The organism is Mucilaginibacter sp. 5C4 (assembly GCF_034345625.1).
In the GTDB taxonomy this organism is placed as follows: domain Bacteria; phylum Bacteroidota; class Bacteroidia; order Sphingobacteriales; family Sphingobacteriaceae; genus Mucilaginibacter; species Mucilaginibacter aurantiaciroseus.
On sequence record NZ_CP133775.1, the window covers coordinates 543,768 to 560,078 of the forward strand.

The following is a 16,311-nucleotide window of genomic DNA, read 5'->3' on the forward strand; positions in this document are numbered from 1 at the left end:
AAATTTTTTAAAATATGAAAATTTTACTTTTTTACTGGGTTTTATTGGCTATTCCCGTTTTGATAAATGGGCAAGGCAATCTATACATTAGTTGTAATGACGCTAAGGTGAAAGATGGAACCGAAATACGCTTGTCACAGATTCTGCCTAAACGTTTGGCCAAATCCGAAAAAATCTGGAGTACTAAAGTGTCTAATCATAAGTTTGCGTTCTTGATAAAGGCAAATGGTCCAGAGCTTTATTATTTAAAAGGTTCAAACGGTGGCGAGGTATTGTTTTTAGACACAGGTAAAGCGAATATAATTTTAGAAGATTCGCTTTTTAAGCGGTTAATTGTTAATAATAATAATACAGCAGCAGATTATAAAAAATATAAAGCACAATTAGATAGCATTCAACTGATCGAAGATTACGGTGTTGCTAGAGTGGATTATGATCGGTACATAAATGGCAAAAATGTCGACGAAATCATTTCCAAATCAAAATTACGAAAAAGAGACTCTTTATCAACTGAATTACAAAAAGCACTTGTAAAGTACGTTTTGAATTGGACAAGATTAAACCCGACATCGGGTATTAATTCCAAGATATTACATGATCAAGTATCAAACATAGAAACTAATGATTTAAAGAAAACTTTTTATTCACTTCCGAATAACGTACAATTGAATCAATGGGGTAAAGAACTGAAGTATGTAATTGACAGTACCTCGATTGGTGGAGTTTTACCTGAGCTAAATACGGTAGACACTATAGGTACACCATTCAATATTCAGGCATATAAAGGGAAATATGTATTGTTAGATATATGGGCGTCGTGGTGCATACCTTGTAGAAAAGAAAATCCCAATATCCGAAAAATAGCTAATAAATATAGGCAGAAAAATTTTGAAGTAGTGAGCATTTCTATCGATTTGAACAAGAACGCTTGGCGGAAAGCAATAGCGGAGGGTTGTTTGACATGGAAGCAAACGATTGATGCTAACTCCTCTGATAAAATCCTGGCAAAGCTTTATCTACCTTCAATCCCAGCTAATTTTCTTCTCAATAAAAAAGGGAAGATTATCGCAAAAAATTTATACGGAGAAGAATTATTCAGAATAATAGATAACATATTGGTAAACGACCATTGATGTGTTGCAATCATAATTATTACCACATAACCTCGTTGTTCCAAACCGGCACAAGAAAAGATAATTGCAGCAATCCTTCCTTGCATCCTCAAAGGCATTTCCTAAGATTAGTAAGTAATACCTGAATATGTTTAACATTAGTTTTTAATTGTAAAATAGTCTCCTTATATTTTCATCATGCCATTCCCATACTATAAACAACCCGATCAAATGGACTGCGGCCCCACCTGCCTGCGCATGGTGGCAAAACATTTTGGCCGTAATTTTAAAGTACAAACCCTTAGGCAACTTTGCGAGATCAATCGCGAGGGTGTTTCCCTGTTGGGCATAAGTGATGCTGCCGAAAAGATCGGATTTAGGTCGCTGGGGGCTAAACTAAACATAGCCGATTTAAAAGAAGCCGAGCTGCCCTGTATTTTACACTGGCGCCAAAACCATTTTGTGGTGCTCTACAAAATAAGCAAGGGCAAATACCACATTGCCGATCCTGGCCAGGGCTTAATAAAATTGAGTGAGCAGGAGTTTGCTGCCAACTGGCTGTCAGATACAGAAAATAGCGAGGGTATTGCTTTGCTGCTAAGCCCTACCCCATATTTTTATGAGCAGGAGAATGAAAAAGGAAGCGAAATAAGCTGGGGCTTTTTACTGCGTTACCTGGTTACTTACAGGCAACTGGTTATACAACTCCTTTTTGGTTTGGGTATTGGCACCTTGCTGCAATTGGTTGCTCCCTTCCTAACCCAGTCTATAGTGGATATTGGTATCAACACCCGCAACCTTAATTTTATTTACATCATTATTATTGCCCAGGCGGCCTTAATTATTGGCAGGGTGAGCGTGGAGTTTATACGATCGTGGATACTGCTGCACATCAGTACCCGGGTAAACATATCTATCCTAACCGATTTTTTGATCAAGTTGATGAAACTCCCCATGAGTTTTTTCGATACCAAAATGACTGGCGATATTATGCAACGCATGAGCGACCAACGCCGTATAGAGAGCTTTTTAACGGGTTCTACACTAAGCACGTTATTCTCCATGTTTAATTTGGTGGTATTTTCTGTTGTGCTTGCTTACTATAACATCGCTATATTCTTTACTTATGTGGTAAGTAGTGTATTGTATCTCACCTGGATATTCGCCTTCCTAAAAAGGCGCCGCGAACTTAATTACAAAAGTTTTGAAATTTCTTCCAAAAACCAGAGCAGTATAGTACAACTGGTTACCGGCATGCAGGAGATAAAACTGAATAATTGCGAACAGCAAAAGCGCTGGGAATGGGAGCACCTGCAAGCTCGCTTATTTAAATTTAACGTAAAAAACCTTGCACTTAGCCAGTACCAGCAGGGCGGCTCTACTTTAATAAATGAATCTACCAACCTGCTTATAACCTTTTTAAGCGCCAAAGCCGTAATAGACGGGCAATTAACCCTTGGAGGGATGATAGCTGTGCAGTATATAATAGGGCAGTTAAATGGGCCTATACAGCAATTCCTGGGCTTTATACAAGGCTTTCAGGATGCCAAAATAAGTTTAGAAAGATTGAACGAGATCCATGAAATGGATGATGAAGAACCATTGGAGAAAGAGTATAATCATTCGTTGCCGCAAAACCGCGGTTTAAGTTTAACCAATTTAACCTTCAGGTATCCGGGTGCCGGTAATGAGGCGGTGTTAGATAATATTAACCTGGAAATTCCGCAAGGCAAAACTACCGCCATAGTGGGTATGAGCGGGAGCGGTAAAACAACTATACTAAAATTATTGCTCCGGTTTTATGTGCCCGAAAAGGGGGATATCAAAATAGGCGGTCAGTCGCTTGCAAGCATCGGGTTTAAAACCTGGCGCGCGCACTGTGGCGTTGTGATGCAGGATGGCTTTATATTTTCTGATTCGATAGAACGTAACATAGCCGTTGGTGATGATTATCCCGATAAAGAAAAACTGCGCCATGCCATCCACGTGGCTAATATTCAAGATCTGATAGACGGCCTGCCGTTTGGCCTCAAAACCAAAATTGGTGCCGAGGGTAATGGTATTAGCCAGGGCCAGCGCCAAAGGTTGTTAATTGCCCGTGCTGTGTACAAAAACCCCGAATATATTTTGTTTGATGAGGCAACTAACTCGCTCGACGCCAATAACGAACGGGTGATTATGGATAATATGGCCGAGTTTTTTGCAGGCCGTACAGTAGTGATAGTTGCGCATCGTTTAAGTACCGTTAGCAATGCCGATAACATTATTTTGCTTGATAAAGGCTGCATTATTGAGCAAGGCACGCATCAGGAACTAACCGCCTTAAAAGGCGATTATTATAAACTGGTGAAAAATCAGTTAGAATTAGGCGCGTAGACGCAATTAAAAAACATTAATTAATATTGATCACTATTTATATTTAACATGCCTTCAAATCTCAATACGAATCACCAGGCCAGGCATAGCGATGATATGCAGGACATTATAACAGTTGTACCTGCGTGGATCTTACGTTGGGGCATTACGCTGTTTTTTTGCATCCTGGTGCTCTTATTAAGTTTATCGGCTTTTATTAAATACCCTGATATTGTAAAAACGAAGTTAAAAATATCGTCACCTAATATAGCTAAGCCTATTATACCTAAAGTAACGGGTAAACTTGATAAGTTGCTTGTAACCAATAACCAAACAATTACTACAGGCCAACCCCTGGCTTATATAGAAAGCACTGCAAACCATGATGAAGTGTTAACACTTTTAGCAAGTTTGTTAAAACTACAGCAGGCATCGCCGGGCGGGCAAATTGACGACGCTTTTTTCAATAAAACGGCAAATAATAACCTTGGCGAATTGCAGGGGGCCTACCAAACTTTCATCCAATCCTACCTGGCCTATAAAGCATCTATTGAGAATGGTTTCCTGGTAAAAAAGCGTACCTACTTATTGCATGACATTGAGGGCCTTAACAAACAAACCGGGCAACTACAGGCCGAAAAATTATTACAGCAACGGGATGCCGACCTGGCAAAAGAGGAGTACGATATGCACCAAAAGCTGGAAAAGCAAAAAGTAGAGACGCCTGCAGAATTGCGCCAGCAGGAGAGTAAATACATATCACGAAAAGCGCCGCTGTTACAAACAGATGCCGCACTCATAACTTCAAATACTAACTTACTGGCTAAGCAGAAAGAAATACTTGAGCTTGATAACCAGGTTGCCGAAGAAAGGTCAAAGTTTTCGCAGGCTTTAAACAGCCTGATAAGCCAAGCCGAAGACTGGAAGAATAAATATGTGTTGTACGCTTCGCAAGCAGGAAGAGTGATCTTTGCAGGTAACATTCAGGAAAACCAGGTAGTTAGCCCCGCACACGAGGTTTTTTATGTAAGTAATGGTAATGAAAAGTTTTTTGGCGAAATGAATATCCCGCAAGATGATTTTGGCAAAGTTAAACAAGGGCAAAAGGTATTGGTAAAGCTGAGAAGTTACCGTTTTGAAGAATTTGGTATGTTGAATGGCAAAATAGCATATATAGCCGACGTCCCTTTTAATGATAGCATCTTTTTATCGAAAGTGGTGTTCACATCTAAAACATCCGACATGAAAAAGCCCGTGGTACTTAAACAGGGAATGATTGCCGATGCTGAAATTGTTACCGAAGATGCTACTGTTTTACAACGCCTAACCCGTAACGTCATCAAAGCAATGAAGAGTAACTAAGGTAACTTTAATAACCTATTACATCCATCTAACATAACTTAATCTTTCTATATAATAATCTTTAAGTCAGTTATATATCTAAATAGATAAAGACGTAAAAGGGGTTTAATTTAACACTTTGATCTTATAATTTAATAATCACTTCAAGATATGACCAAGCGTTTTGGTTAGTTCAGATTCATCATTATTGAGGTTATTGGATGTATATAATATCTTACCTTGCTGGTCAATTAAGAAATAAGTAGGGTATGCGGTAACGCCGTATAATTTAGAAATATCTGTTTCTTTATCGAAATATTGAAACCAGTTCATTTGCAACTCCTTTATAGTGCGTTTCAATTTCGCGGAATCCTTGTCAACGCTAACACCAAAGTCCCTATCATCAAGCAAATCGACATACAGCACCTTACTTAAGGCAGATAATTCATGGTTTTCGGTATTAACTAAATATGCTTTAAACCAAATGTCATCGCCAATACTATAAAGGGGCTTGTCGAAGTGAATGTGTACCTTTTCTTGCGGATAATCTTCGCGCCATTTATTCAGGTTTGTCAGAATGGCCGAAAGCCAGTCTCCGTCACAAAATGCGCTTAAGTACAGTTAAACTTTATTTAATGAAGCTAATAACAAAAGTATCCATCCTAAAGTAACTAAAAGGTTATTTAGGGTAAGTCATCAATATAATTGCCCGATATAGCTTATATTATTGAGTGTTACCATGCGCCTTTGAGGATTGCCAATATACTTACTAACTTTGCAACCTATTATGGCAGATAAACAAAACGCAGCATCCGAAGAAAAAACCATCCTTCACCCCCGCAATGCACACCGCAGCCGGTACGATTTTCAGGCTTTGATAAAGGCTTTGCCTGCCCTGCGCAATTTTGTTTCGCAAAACGACCACGACGAATTAACAATAGATTTTACCGACCCGGAAGCGGTAAAAACGCTTAACCAGGCATTGCTTAAAAAACAATACGGTATTAATATATGGGATATCCCCGAAGGCTTCCTTTGCCCGCCCATCCCCGGCAGGGCCGATTATATTCATTACATTGCAGATGTACTTGCCGAAGGTAACAAAGGCGAAGTGCCAACCGGAAGTAGCATTAAAGTACTGGATATAGGCGTTGGTGCAAATTGCATTTACCCGCTAATTGGCCATAAAACATACGGCTGGAATTTTGTTGGCAGCGAGGCCGATTACATTGCCCTTGCATCGGCAAAAAAGATAGTGGAAGATAACGGATTGACCGGCGTTATCGACATCCGTAAACAAAGTACCTATGCTAATATTTTTGACGGTGTAATAAAACCCGGAGAAAAGTTTGACATTACTATGTGCAATCCTCCTTTCCATTCATCATCAAAAGAGGTGAAAGAAAAATCGACCCGAAAGTGGAAAAACCTGGGGCAGGACAAAGGCGCAGAACTAAACTTTGGCGGCCGCAATAACGAGCTTTGGTACGAAGGCGGCGAACCCCGTTTCCTGAACAAGATGATCACCGAGAGTAAGCAGTACGCCAAATCATGTAAATGGTTCTCGTCCCTTATCTCTAAAAAAACCACGTTGGATGGCTGCTATAAATCCCTTGACTATTACAAGGCTGCCGATGTAAAAACCATCAGCATGTCGCAAGGGCAAAAAACCAGCAGGATACTGGCCTGGCGTTTTTAACCATCTCTTAAATAAAAGTATATCATTGCAAGCAATAGCGTGGCAATCTCATAGGCATATCGGATATGCTGAGATTGCCACGTGTTTTCACTTACAGCAATGACATGGGTTTTTTAATTAAAATCTATCCCAAAATGCAGGTGGCTCAATACCCAGCGCGCGCAGGTAAACATAACCTTGGCCACGATGGTGAATCTCGTTATCTACAAGGTAAAGGATGGTGTTGATAATAGTGTTTGGATATTGACCAAAGGCCGCCTCGGTTTGCTGGAAACGGTCGGCAGGGATCTGCGGCCATAAAACTTCTATCTGTTCTGTCACTTCGTCCCAGGCTTCTAAAAACTCGGCTTTGGTGGTAATGTGGATGCTTTCGTTAAAATAATCTAATGCAGGGGTGGTTTCCCATTTGCCCGTTGCTATGCCGTTGATGCCGGCGCTTGCAAGGCCAAGCATCTCGCCGGCCAGCACATTGTAGGTACGCATGCCGCCAATGCTAAATTCGTATAAGTCTTTCTCCGGGAAGGCAGCTAAAACCTTGCGGCTTAATGTGCGGTGGCCCTGCCAGTGTTTTAATAATTCGTCTGCTGTAATTACCGGGGTGCTGGTTGTTTCTGTTGTTGTGCTTGTCATGGTTGTTAGTTTTAATTTGTTTAACAAAGAAACAACAGGGGAATGACAGCAGTATGTCAGCAGGATTTTAAAAATCAGGTAAATTATCTTTTTGTTAAATAGTGTCTTTGGGCACGCTCCTTGCTGTCATAACTATATGCAAATCAATTATTTCACATTAGGTGTAGTGTTATTGGTGCTATTAGCACTGGTGATATGGCTCGTGCTGCGTAACCGCAAGGACGAGCAGGACTTTGAAAAGGATAATATCGACTCTTCGCTTGTAGAGCCAAAAGACCCAGATAAAGAATAATGATTATTTTCTTACTTCCCTCTCCTCGGCGCCCTCGGAGAGGGCCGGGGAGAGGCTTATGCCGCCTTATCCTTACTGTATTTATTCCTATACTCCACAGGTGATATGCCGGTTATCTTCTTAAATATCATCCTGAAGGCTTTGGTGTTGGTATAACCCACGTTGTACATCACCTCGTTCACGTTCTCGCGAATGGTTTCCAGGCTCATTTTGGCGGCTTCGATACGTACACGTTGCATGTACTCTACAACCGTATTTGATGTGGCCTTTTTAAAGCGTCGTTCCAAATGGCGGCGGCTTAGGGCCAGCATAGATGCCAGGCTATCTACCGTGATCTTTTCCCGGTAATTATGCTCTATAAAATGCTGCGCCTTTTTGATCACATCGGCCTCATGGTCTTTTTGCCCGTGGAAGATAATAAACAGCGACTGGCTGTTGCGTTCGATATCAATCTCGAAGATCTTAGACGAATTAATAGCCATACCCCTGCCCGCAAATTTCTCTATTAGGTAAAGCAGCAGGTTTAATGATGAGGTCGGTTTTAGACACTTCATCAAAGGTAAGTTCGGGTTTAATAGTGAACAGCCCGTTTGTTAGCTCCGTTTCTTTACTTAAACCTATCAGCTGTATCTTAAACAGCGGCGCCTTCTTCATCCGGTCGAGCGTTTGGTTTACCATCGATAACATCTTATAGGTAGACTCGATGTTGCTAAGGCTGGTTTCGCCTTGCGGTATAAGTATTGATACGTGTTTCATAGTTTCAAAGTTAGATGGTACTACCGTCGCAATCAACCCCTTATATTGTCGTTATTACACCCTTGTAAATATACAAAAGCCCCGCACCTTTGTATTGTATCAACTCATTAACTTTATAATGATCGAGATCTTTAAGACAAATGTGCGGCAAAAACGGATCTCGAAGATGCTTTTAAAAGCGCTTCTGGAGCAGTTCCCCGCCAGAAAAATAAATTTCGACCTGGACGATTGCGATAAGATACTTAGGGTGGAGGGAAGAGATTTTTGCCCGCACCGCATCATAGCACTGCTTACATTGAACGGTCATTATTGTGAGGTACTTACAATTAAATTATAAACTATTAAAAATTAAAACCATGTCAAAGATCAGCGCTTACATCAATTTTAAAAACAACCAGTGTGCCGAAGCCATGATCTTTTATCAAAGCGTATTAGGCGGCGAATTAAACCTGATGCCGGTAAAAGACTCGCCCATGAAAGATAATTTCCCTACAGAGGCACAGGGCGGAGTTTTACATGCCGACCTTACCGGCAGCGATTTTAACCTGCTGGGTACCGATATGCCGAACCCTAATATCGAAGCCGTTGTGGGGCTGGTATCGTTAACTATTACCTGCGCTACCAAAGCGGGGGTTAACGAAAAGTTTGCAAAACTGGCCGGGGGTGGCAAAGTAGTACACGAGGTTATGGCTTTTTTTGCCGGCACCATGGGTAACGTAATTGACAGGTATGGCATTGGCTGGGGCGTATTTACCGATGAACAATAAGTAATAGAATTTAACTATCATGAAAGCAAAAACAATAAGAATAATCTATTGGTCATTAACGACGTTATTTGTGTTGGCGATGCTGCCCGACGGCGCGGCAGGGATGTTGCGCGAAAAAACAGGGCAGGAAGTTATGCGCCATCTGGGTTATCCAATTTACATCATGGCAATAACGGGCGCCTTTAAAATCGCAGGGGCAATAGCCATCGCCCAAAACAAATACAAAGCAGTTAAAGAGTGGGCATTTGCAGGCTTCTTTATCAACTTTATTGGGGCATTTGCTTCACGGGCTTTTGTTGGCGATGGCATTGGCCTGTTAGTGCCGCCTTTGATAATGTTGGCGGTAATGTTTACCTTGTACTACTTCTGGAAACGTTACGAAGCCATTAACAACCTATAATCATGAACGATACGGTAATGACCATCATTGGGGTCTTCGCGGGGATAATCGTAGTGGTGTTGCTGCTCGCAGCAATCGCACCTAAAGGCTACAATATCCAGCGCAGTATTATTATCAATAAACCACGGCAACTGGTGTTCGATTACGTAAAGTATCTGCGTAATATGGACAACTACAGCAAATGGGTAATGATGGACCCTAACAAGCGGATGACTTACACCGGTACTGATGGCACCGAATGGTATAGCGCCGCCTGGGATAGCGACATGAAACAGGCAGGTAAAGGCAACCAAACAATCGAGGCAATTGTGGATGGTGAACGTATAGACATCCGCGTGGTGTTTATAAAACCATTTTCCGGAGTGGCCGATACTTATATTGCCACGCAGGAAGTTACTGCCGATATTACAACCGTAAAATGGGCCTTCACCAGCAAAATACCTTTCCCCATGAATGCTATGCTGTTGTTCATCAACATGGAGAAGATGTTGGGCAACGATATGGAAGAGAGCCTTAACAACCTGAAACGTGTGTTAGAAAAATAATAGAAACTTTTAAACCTAAACCTAAATATTATGAAAATTGCGATGATCATTATCCGTACGCTGATGGGGCTTTTCCTTTTGTTTGCCTCGGTAAGCTATTTCTTTAACCTCATGAAGGTACCTGCAGTAATGCCAGAACCGGTACTAATCTATAACAAAGGTATTGCTGTGGCGCATATTTTAAAAATTGTAAAAAGCATCGAGCTGATATGTGGATTGCTATTGGTTATGGGCCGTTTTGCAGCGCTTGCAACAGTAGTTATATTTCCTATCACGGTAAATATTGTTTTGTTCCATGCTTATGCAGATCCTGCGAATATAGGCGGTGGCATACTACTATTAGCACTAAACTTATTTATGGCCTATTACTATCGTAAAAACTACGTATCGCTATTCTCGGTTAAGTAACCTGAAATAGTAACCACAAACACTTTCACAGAGGGCACAGGGATTTATTCTTTGTGCCTTTTATGTTTAAGTGATAAATTAGCACATGTAAAAACTGGCCTTTATTCTGTTATTCTTCTCGTTTATCGCCTCAGATCATACAAAGCAAAAACTTGTTGGTGATAAGGTGCCCGCCATGTTTAAAGGCAATTTTGTAGATGACTACGGCATCCGTTACACCGTTAACGACACCCTGTTTATGCAGTTGCCACGCACAAAATACCATATCATTAAATGGAATGTTAAAGACCAGTACATTGTTGCCCGTAACGACGATCAAAACCCCGGCGAGGGCGGCTTGTACACCCGTATAGATTACATGCAGTTTAGCAATATGGACCCCTGGATGTGGGGCTTTTGCCTCAGTGTTTACGACGCAAAAACCGATCAGATTGCCGAATCAACAGCCAAGGCCGACAGGAAAAACCCCATGAAAGGCTGCAACGGCTTCCCTTTTTCGAGGATGAAGAGAAAGGAATAGTAGTTACCTATGTAATGTTATTGTGGAAATCTTAAGTGAATTTCAGGTACTTCCATCTGATCAAAATCCTAACTTTATCCCATGTTCGATCAGCCTAATTACGACGATAAAACTTTTGAAAAAGTAATACTAACTGATGGCATCACCCGCCATAAGGAATTTCAAAGCTGCACGTTTCGCAATTGCGACTTTAGTAATAGCACGTTTACACGCTGCAAATTTTTGGATTGTGTTTTCGAAGAATGCAACCTGTCTATGGTCAATCTGGAAGCATCAACCATGAATGATGTTGTGTTTAAAGGCTGCAAGCTGTTGGCCGTCAATTTTAGCAAATGCGAAGACTTTTTGTTTGGTGTTAGCTTCGATGGCTGTATCCTTGATTATGCTTCCTTCGCCGGCAAAAAGATGGTGAAGACAAAGTTCAGCAGGTCTTCACTTAAAGAAGTTAGCTTCAGTCAAACCAATCTTTCAGGTTCCGTATTTGAGGAATGCAACCTATTGGAAACCGTTTTTAACCGCACCGATCTTACATCCGTAAACCTCACCACCGCCTACAACTACATCCTCGACCCGGAGTTGAACACGCTTAAAAAAGCCATATTTGCTATGACGGGGCTGGAGGGCTTGTTGACGAAGTATGGGATAAAGGTGGTGTGAGAAACGGTACTTTTCACCACGCGTCATTACGCAATAGCGACGTGGCAATCTTCGATAGCCTTGTCTGCGGCTCTGTAGTAGGGGATTGCCACGCTACGCCCTCAATGACGCGCGGAGGGAAACGCGCGGGAAATAAACACAAAAAGGCCCGCCTGCTTACGCAACCGGGCTTTTCATGTTTCTTGCTTCTTATCGCCCTGCTTCCCTTAAACGTGCAGGTTATTCGCTTTTATGTAATTGTAGCTTTGGGTAATGCTTACGAAAGGATCGCCGGGGCAAATATCCTGTTCGTTAAAGAAGTATTTTAAACCGGCCTGTTTGGCATGCGGGAAAATAGTTTTGAACGGGATAACACCGTTACCTACTTCGGTAAACATTTGTTTTGGCGTTTTATCCATATCCTTTACGTGCCATAGCGGGAAACGGCCCGGGTGTTTCTTAAACATCGCGATGGGGTCTTGCTTGGCTTTGTACATCCAGTAGATGTCCATTTCCATTTTCACCAGGTCGGCATCGGTGCTGTTCAATAATACATCGTACGGGTATTTACCATCTTGCGATGCAAATTCAAAATCGTGGTTATGGTAACAAAGCTGGATACCTGCTTTTTTAGCTATCTCGCCGGCTTTATTCAACTTATCGGCAGTCTCTTTATAATGGTCAAGCGTACCACGCTCGCTGTCTAACAAGTAGGCGCAAACCATGTATTTTAAACCAACGGCAGCAGCGTCATCAACGGCTTTTTGCCATTCGTTGCTGATGGTCCCCTTTGCATTTGGCATACCTTCGCCCAGCATAAAGTGGCTGCTCGGCATGATCAGGCCGTTATCGCCCAATACCTTTTTAAATTCGGCAGGCTCCATTCCGTAGAACTTTTGGGTGCCGGTATAAGTAGCGCCTTCAACCGAGTTAAAGCCCACCTTGGCAACTTTAGCTAAGGTAGCAACGGGGTCTTTAGCCATTGCATCACGTACGGTATAAAGCTGTACGCCTACATATCTCTTTTTATGGGCTGCAAATAATTCGGGAGCCATTAACAGGCCGGCCGAAAGCACCGCCGTGCTTTTCAGGAACGAACGTCTTGATGTCATTATCTGGTTAGTTTTATTTTTGGTTTGTGTAAATGTAACACATTGACTATACAAAACAAATAGACCACATAATTATTACAAGGTTTAATTTGAAGCAGGGCGTGGTGGTTTGTTATTGCCAAATCGTTTTGGGTTGCGTTTACCATCCCTGCGCTGGCCAGATGCAGGGCCGTGTGGGCGGTCCTCTCTTGGCGGCGCTTCAATGCTTTGCAGCACTTCGGGCAGTTCTTTAAGGGCGATAGGTTTCTCTATCAGGTCCTCAATGCTCTTTAAACGTTTAAGGTCGCGGTTGTTCACAAAAGTTATGGCTGTACCTTTTGAAGCGGCACGTGCGGTACGGCCAATACGGTGTACATAATCCTCCGGGTCGCCGGGAACGTCGTAATTAACAACCAGGTCAATACCCTCTACATCAATACCGCGCGATAATGCATCGGTACCAATAATTACCGGTAGTTGCTTGTTTTTGAATTTTAAGAGGATCTCTTCGCGCTCGTTCTGTTGCAGATCCGAGTGGAAAGCGGCCACACTAATATGTGCCTGCTTTAATTCTTTATAAAGCGATTTTACAATTTCCTTACGGGATGCAAAAATGATAGAGCTTAGGTAACCACCATCTTTCAAAAGCATTTTTAGCAATGGCGTTTTTTGGCCATCGTGCAGTTTGTAGATTTGCTGGTCAATCCCCGCTGCAGGTTGCGATATGGCAATGTTTATCTGCTGTGGGTCGGTCAAAATAGCCTTAGCCAGCGTACGGATCCTGCCCGGCATGGTAGCCGAGAATAACAGCGTTTGGCGTTTTTTAGGCAGATAACCAATAATGCGCATAATATCGTCAGAGAAACCCATGTCAAGCATGCGGTCGGCCTCGTCTAATACCAAGTGGGTAATATCATTAAACTTTAACACACCCGATGTAAGGTGGGCTATAAGCCTGCCGGGGGTGGCTATAATAATGTTAACGTTGTTTTGGATGCCGCGGCGTTGCTGCTCGTACGCCATACCATCGCCACCACCAAAAACCGCCTGCGAGCTTACGCCCGTAAAATAGGCAAGGCCTTCTACCTGCTGGTCTATCTGCTGGGCAAGCTCGCGCGTTGGCGCAAGTATAAGGGCAGTAGTTTGATGCTTATGTGTGTTACATATATAATTTAGAACCGGCAGCAAATATGATGCTGTTTTGCCGGTACCTGTTTGTGCACAGGCAATAAGGTCGTCGCCATTTAATATAACCGGTATGGCCATTGCCTGGATAGGAGTAGGAGTAGTGTACCCCATGCTCAAAACGCCTTCTAAAAGCTGTTCGTTGAAATTAAAATCCTGAAAAGTCACTTATGTTATTAAAGATGAGCATGCAAGGTAAGCAATTTTGTGGTTTTATACATGTTTACTTTATAATGATGTACAATCATGTAATATGAAACCGCATAAATAGCACTCTAAATTGCTATTTAAGAAAACTATTTTCAAACTAAATCATTTATAAGGTTTCGTTCATATGTTTAAACACTGTATTAAAATACTGCTTCTTTTTGTATTCCTGTTTGTTGTAACACCGGGTAAAATTTATGCAACTGTTATTGATACAACAGTAGCTAATCCTATCGATACCGGCAAGGTTGCAACGCGCATCATTAACCGGGCCTTCAATAACATTTACGTTCAAAACCTAAAGCCATCCTTCTTTGGGCAAGAGCTTTTCCAACCGTTAAAAACCTTGCTGGTGGGCGATATCAACGGGCATTTTGTATTGTTAAACACACCAAAATCGCGGTTCTTTTTTGAGGTATCGGCAAGGGTGAAAATGCGACTGCTAAAAGCCTATGGCGAACCGGTAAAATCGCCAAGTTATATGCCAAGCGGTAACTTGTATTACAGGTTAAACCGCGACCCATACCAACCGCAGTTCCTGCAATTATCATATACACACCATTCAAACGGCATCCGCGGGCCAACTATGAGGCCCGATGGCAGTTTTAATCGCGATAGCGGAAAATTTAGTACCGATTTCCTTTCGGCTAATTACACCATTGGTAAACGAATTGATAAGGCCAACACCATTGATAATCATTACAGCACATTAGGTGTCGAGATCCACTGCGGGTTGTTTGGTCAGTCGGGTACTGCTAAAGGCTTGCCGGGGCATTACGGTTTTGTGCGGGTGAACGGCGGTTACATCTACAACATCGCGAAAAAATATCAGGACGATATCGACCCTAAAAAATCTGATTTTAAAAACTGGCAGCGCATTCAGTTTGATTTTACTTATATAGCCGATAAGTACAACGGCTACGGCGCGCTCGATCTAAAGAAGCGTTTTAACGCCAGCCTTAAATACTACTACCAGTTCCCTTTTATGCAAAATGTATCGCTAATTGTTGGCGGCGGCTACCGCGGGCAGGATGATTACAACATCTACTTTGAGGATAGCTACGCCTACGTACAATTCGGGATAGCATCAGGGTTGAATTTTTTGTTTCATAAAGATTAGTATATTGTGTGCATGTCAATATATCCAATTGTTAAAGATGTAACATCTGTGGGCAATTATCCTGCATTGGTAAAAACCGGCGGTGGATATGTTTGGGACGAGGTTTTGGAATATCGTGTATGGTGTAGTCCAGGTAATGGCGCCGAGGATGAAGAAAACGGGGATGATTACTATTACGCTTTCGCAACCTACGAGGAAGCTCAAGACTTCGCATTACAACAGCCGGGCGCCGAAGAACCGTTAGCACTTATATTACAAAAAGAATATATTGACGAACCCAAGGCCGGAAAATGCATACACGTAAAAAAACAACGACTGACCGAATGGCCTGTAGAGTTTCTTAGCCGCCCCCGACGCGATGGTAATACAATGCCTGCGTTTCTCTCGCCTAACGCACCGGCGAACAGGTTAGATATTTTGCGTGGAATAAACAAATAGCTACCCTTCCTTAACCTCTACTGCATTCCCCCTTGTAAAATTTTTGATTGATGTTTACGTTCCTATAGCATCAATAAAAATAAATCCTACATTTAGCTTTCTAAATTAAACATGCATGCGCCCCTACGCTGCTAAACAAACATCCGATGAAAAAACTAATCTTGAGCGCACTTGCTGTTGCAGCATTACAGTACACCACCATGGCACAAACCCAATTATTTGATGGCAAAACAACCACTGGCTGGCATGCTTATTTACAAAAAGACGCGGGCCCATGGAGCGTTGTTGACGGCGCTTTGCAGTTTGACCCTAAAGCACCAAATTCAGCAGATCTGGTAACCGATGGCGAGTACGAGAATTATGAGCTTTCTGCTGATTGGAAAATTGCCGAAGGCGGTAATAGCGGTATTATATTCGGCGTGCATGAAGACCCTGCCTTGGGCGCTACCTACCTATCCGGTATAGAAATGCAGGTTTTAGATAACGTGAAAGCCGAAGACAATAAAAAACCAAGCCACCTTGCAGGCTCATTATATGATTTAAAAGCAGCCCCCGCTGATGCAGCAAAACCTGCAGGCCAGTGGAACACCGCCAAGATCCGCAAGGATAAAGGCCACCTAACTTTTTGGCTTAACGGTAAACAAACTGTTGACGTACAAATAGGCGGCCCCGAGTGGATAGAAATGCTGAACAACAGCAAATTTAAAACCTGGAAAGATTTTGCAGCTTATCCAAAAGGCCGCATCGCTTTACAATCGCACGGTGCGGTGGTGGCATATAAAAACATCACCCTGAAACAACTGTAAATC

21 protein-coding genes are annotated in these 16,311 nt (G+C 42.2%); 15 read left to right on the forward strand and 6 right to left on the reverse strand.

The window, feature by feature from the left end; genetic code table 11:
* Positions 1-14 precede the first annotated feature (14 nt).
* The 3 genes from RHM67_RS02450 (at position 15) to RHM67_RS02460 (ending at position 4,829) form a co-directional block, all read left to right on the forward strand.
* A complete protein-coding gene (locus RHM67_RS02450; RefSeq protein WP_322230330.1) occupies positions 15-1,133 on the forward strand; it encodes a TlpA disulfide reductase family protein in 1,119 nt (372 codons plus the stop codon).
* A 177-nt stretch (positions 1,134-1,310) separates the two neighbouring features.
* Positions 1,311-3,488, forward strand: coding sequence for a peptidase domain-containing ABC transporter (locus RHM67_RS02455; RefSeq protein ID WP_322230333.1), 2,178 nt, complete (start codon positions 1,311-1,313; stop codon positions 3,486-3,488).
* A gap of 48 nt (positions 3,489-3,536) precedes the next feature.
* Positions 3,537-4,829 carry an HlyD family secretion protein gene (locus tag RHM67_RS02460; protein ID WP_322230335.1) on the forward strand — a complete coding sequence of 431 codons (1,293 nt, stop codon included), beginning with the start codon at positions 3,537-3,539 and terminating at the stop codon, positions 4,827-4,829.
* Between the two features lie 138 nt (positions 4,830-4,967).
* Here RHM67_RS02460 and RHM67_RS02465 read toward each other — a convergent pair whose 3' ends face one another.
* Complete coding sequence (locus tag RHM67_RS02465; RefSeq protein WP_322230338.1) at positions 4,968-5,234, reverse strand: TlpA family protein disulfide reductase; 267 nt, start codon at positions 5,232-5,234, stop codon at positions 4,968-4,970.
* Positions 5,235-5,595: 361 nt separating this feature from the next.
* Between RHM67_RS02465 and rlmF the strand changes: the two genes are divergently transcribed.
* Entirely contained in the window at positions 5,596-6,507 is a 912-nt protein-coding gene (rlmF, locus tag RHM67_RS02470; RefSeq protein ID WP_322230341.1) for a 23S rRNA (adenine(1618)-N(6))-methyltransferase RlmF, read from the forward strand.
* A 117-nt stretch (positions 6,508-6,624) separates the two neighbouring features.
* Here rlmF and RHM67_RS02475 read toward each other — a convergent pair whose 3' ends face one another.
* Positions 6,625-7,137, reverse strand: a complete 513-nt coding sequence (locus RHM67_RS02475) for a DinB family protein (protein ID WP_322230343.1) — start codon at positions 7,135-7,137, stop codon at positions 6,625-6,627.
* Between the two features lie 136 nt (positions 7,138-7,273).
* Here RHM67_RS02475 and RHM67_RS02480 point away from each other — a divergent pair, with 136 nt between their 5' ends.
* A complete protein-coding gene (locus tag RHM67_RS02480) occupies positions 7,274-7,429 on the forward strand; it encodes a hypothetical protein (protein WP_322230346.1) in 156 nt (51 codons plus the stop codon).
* 56 nt (positions 7,430-7,485) lie between these two features.
* On the opposite strand, the gene RHM67_RS02485 is transcribed toward RHM67_RS02480, so the two are convergent.
* Positions 7,486-7,911: a helix-turn-helix domain-containing protein gene (locus RHM67_RS02485; protein WP_322230347.1), complete on the reverse strand. Its 426-nt coding sequence runs from the start codon at positions 7,909-7,911 to the stop codon at positions 7,486-7,488.
* Positions 7,901-8,185, reverse strand: a complete 285-nt coding sequence (locus tag RHM67_RS02490; protein WP_322230349.1) for a hypothetical protein — start codon at positions 8,183-8,185, stop codon at positions 7,901-7,903. Before RHM67_RS02490 ends, RHM67_RS02485 begins: the two co-directional genes overlap by 11 nt.
* Positions 8,186-8,303: 118 nt before the next feature.
* On the opposite strand from RHM67_RS02490, the gene RHM67_RS02495 reads away from it, so the two are divergent.
* From RHM67_RS02495 to RHM67_RS02525, 7 genes are all read left to right on the forward strand, one after another.
* Positions 8,304-8,522: a hypothetical protein gene (locus RHM67_RS02495; protein WP_322230351.1), complete on the forward strand. Its 219-nt coding sequence runs from the start codon at positions 8,304-8,306 to the stop codon at positions 8,520-8,522.
* 19 nt (positions 8,523-8,541) lie between these two features.
* Complete coding sequence (locus RHM67_RS02500; RefSeq protein WP_322230353.1) at positions 8,542-8,952, forward strand: VOC family protein; 411 nt, start codon at positions 8,542-8,544, stop codon at positions 8,950-8,952.
* A 19-nt stretch (positions 8,953-8,971) separates the two neighbouring features.
* Positions 8,972-9,352: a DoxX family protein gene (locus tag RHM67_RS02505; RefSeq protein ID WP_322230356.1), complete on the forward strand. Its 381-nt coding sequence runs from the start codon at positions 8,972-8,974 to the stop codon at positions 9,350-9,352.
* A 2-nt stretch (positions 9,353-9,354) separates the two neighbouring features.
* On the forward strand, positions 9,355-9,897 hold the full coding sequence (locus tag RHM67_RS02510; protein WP_322230358.1) for an SRPBCC family protein: 543 nt from the start codon (positions 9,355-9,357) through the stop codon (positions 9,895-9,897).
* Between the two features lie 30 nt (positions 9,898-9,927).
* Positions 9,928-10,305 carry a DoxX family protein gene (locus RHM67_RS02515; RefSeq protein ID WP_322230360.1) on the forward strand — a complete coding sequence of 126 codons (378 nt, stop codon included), beginning with the start codon at positions 9,928-9,930 and terminating at the stop codon, positions 10,303-10,305.
* Between the two features lie 175 nt (positions 10,306-10,480).
* A complete protein-coding gene (locus tag RHM67_RS02520; RefSeq protein WP_322230362.1) occupies positions 10,481-10,825 on the forward strand; it encodes a hypothetical protein in 345 nt (114 codons plus the stop codon).
* An 81-nt stretch (positions 10,826-10,906) separates the two neighbouring features.
* Positions 10,907-11,482, forward strand: a complete 576-nt coding sequence (locus RHM67_RS02525) for a pentapeptide repeat-containing protein (RefSeq protein WP_322230365.1) — start codon at positions 10,907-10,909, stop codon at positions 11,480-11,482.
* Between the two features lie 206 nt (positions 11,483-11,688).
* On the opposite strand, the gene RHM67_RS02530 is transcribed toward RHM67_RS02525, so the two are convergent.
* Complete coding sequence (locus RHM67_RS02530; RefSeq protein WP_322230367.1) at positions 11,689-12,573, reverse strand: TIM barrel protein; 885 nt, start codon at positions 12,571-12,573, stop codon at positions 11,689-11,691.
* A gap of 84 nt (positions 12,574-12,657) precedes the next feature.
* Complete coding sequence (locus RHM67_RS02535; RefSeq protein ID WP_322230369.1) at positions 12,658-13,905, reverse strand: DEAD/DEAH box helicase; 1,248 nt, start codon at positions 13,903-13,905, stop codon at positions 12,658-12,660.
* Positions 13,906-14,071: 166 nt separating this feature from the next.
* Here RHM67_RS02535 and RHM67_RS02540 point away from each other — a divergent pair, with 166 nt between their 5' ends.
* The 3 genes from RHM67_RS02540 (at position 14,072) to RHM67_RS02550 (ending at position 16,308) form a co-directional block, all read left to right on the forward strand.
* Positions 14,072-15,064, forward strand: a complete 993-nt coding sequence (locus RHM67_RS02540; protein WP_322230372.1) for a hypothetical protein — start codon at positions 14,072-14,074, stop codon at positions 15,062-15,064.
* 12 nt (positions 15,065-15,076) lie between these two features.
* Positions 15,077-15,502 (forward strand): hypothetical protein, encoded by a 426-nt coding sequence (locus tag RHM67_RS02545; protein ID WP_322230373.1) that lies wholly within the window; start codon positions 15,077-15,079, stop codon positions 15,500-15,502.
* A 146-nt stretch (positions 15,503-15,648) separates the two neighbouring features.
* Entirely contained in the window at positions 15,649-16,308 is a 660-nt protein-coding gene (locus tag RHM67_RS02550) for a DUF1080 domain-containing protein (RefSeq protein WP_322230375.1), read from the forward strand.
* Positions 16,309-16,311 lie beyond the last annotated feature (3 nt).

Excerpts from the sequence above, each read along its gene's own strand:
- RHM67_RS02545 (WP_322230373.1), top strand. The coding sequence starts at position 15,077 with ATGTCAATATATCCAATTGTTAAAGATGTAACATCTGTGGGCAATTAT.
- RHM67_RS02550 (WP_322230375.1), top strand. The coding sequence starts at position 15,649 with ATGAAAAAACTAATCTTGAGCGCACTTGCTGTTGCAGCATTACAGTAC.
- RHM67_RS02530 (WP_322230367.1), bottom strand. The coding sequence starts at position 12,573 with ATGACATCAAGACGTTCGTTCCTGAAAAGCACGGCGGTGCTTTCGGCC.
- RHM67_RS02450 (WP_322230330.1), top strand. The coding sequence starts at position 15 with ATGAAAATTTTACTTTTTTACTGGGTTTTATTGGCTATTCCCGTTTTG.
- RHM67_RS02540 (WP_322230372.1), top strand. The coding sequence starts at position 14,072 with ATGTTTAAACACTGTATTAAAATACTGCTTCTTTTTGTATTCCTGTTT.
- RHM67_RS02460 (WP_322230335.1), top strand. The coding sequence starts at position 3,537 with ATGCCTTCAAATCTCAATACGAATCACCAGGCCAGGCATAGCGATGAT.
- RHM67_RS02505 (WP_322230356.1), top strand. The coding sequence starts at position 8,972 with ATGAAAGCAAAAACAATAAGAATAATCTATTGGTCATTAACGACGTTA.
- RHM67_RS02495 (WP_322230351.1), top strand. The coding sequence starts at position 8,304 with ATGATCGAGATCTTTAAGACAAATGTGCGGCAAAAACGGATCTCGAAG.
- RHM67_RS02490 (WP_322230349.1), bottom strand. The coding sequence starts at position 8,185 with ATGAAACACGTATCAATACTTATACCGCAAGGCGAAACCAGCCTTAGC.
- RHM67_RS02515 (WP_322230360.1), top strand. The coding sequence starts at position 9,928 with ATGAAAATTGCGATGATCATTATCCGTACGCTGATGGGGCTTTTCCTT.
- RHM67_RS02525 (WP_322230365.1), top strand. The coding sequence starts at position 10,907 with ATGTTCGATCAGCCTAATTACGACGATAAAACTTTTGAAAAAGTAATA.
- RHM67_RS02520 (WP_322230362.1), top strand. The coding sequence starts at position 10,481 with ATGTTTAAAGGCAATTTTGTAGATGACTACGGCATCCGTTACACCGTT.
- rlmF (WP_322230341.1), top strand. The coding sequence starts at position 5,596 with ATGGCAGATAAACAAAACGCAGCATCCGAAGAAAAAACCATCCTTCAC.
- RHM67_RS02500 (WP_322230353.1), top strand. The coding sequence starts at position 8,542 with ATGTCAAAGATCAGCGCTTACATCAATTTTAAAAACAACCAGTGTGCC.
- RHM67_RS02480 (WP_322230346.1), top strand. The coding sequence starts at position 7,274 with ATGCAAATCAATTATTTCACATTAGGTGTAGTGTTATTGGTGCTATTA.
- RHM67_RS02485 (WP_322230347.1), bottom strand. The coding sequence starts at position 7,911 with ATGGCTATTAATTCGTCTAAGATCTTCGAGATTGATATCGAACGCAAC.
- RHM67_RS02455 (WP_322230333.1), top strand. The coding sequence starts at position 1,311 with ATGCCATTCCCATACTATAAACAACCCGATCAAATGGACTGCGGCCCC.
- RHM67_RS02475 (WP_322230343.1), bottom strand. The coding sequence starts at position 7,137 with ATGACAAGCACAACAACAGAAACAACCAGCACCCCGGTAATTACAGCA.
- RHM67_RS02510 (WP_322230358.1), top strand. The coding sequence starts at position 9,355 with ATGAACGATACGGTAATGACCATCATTGGGGTCTTCGCGGGGATAATC.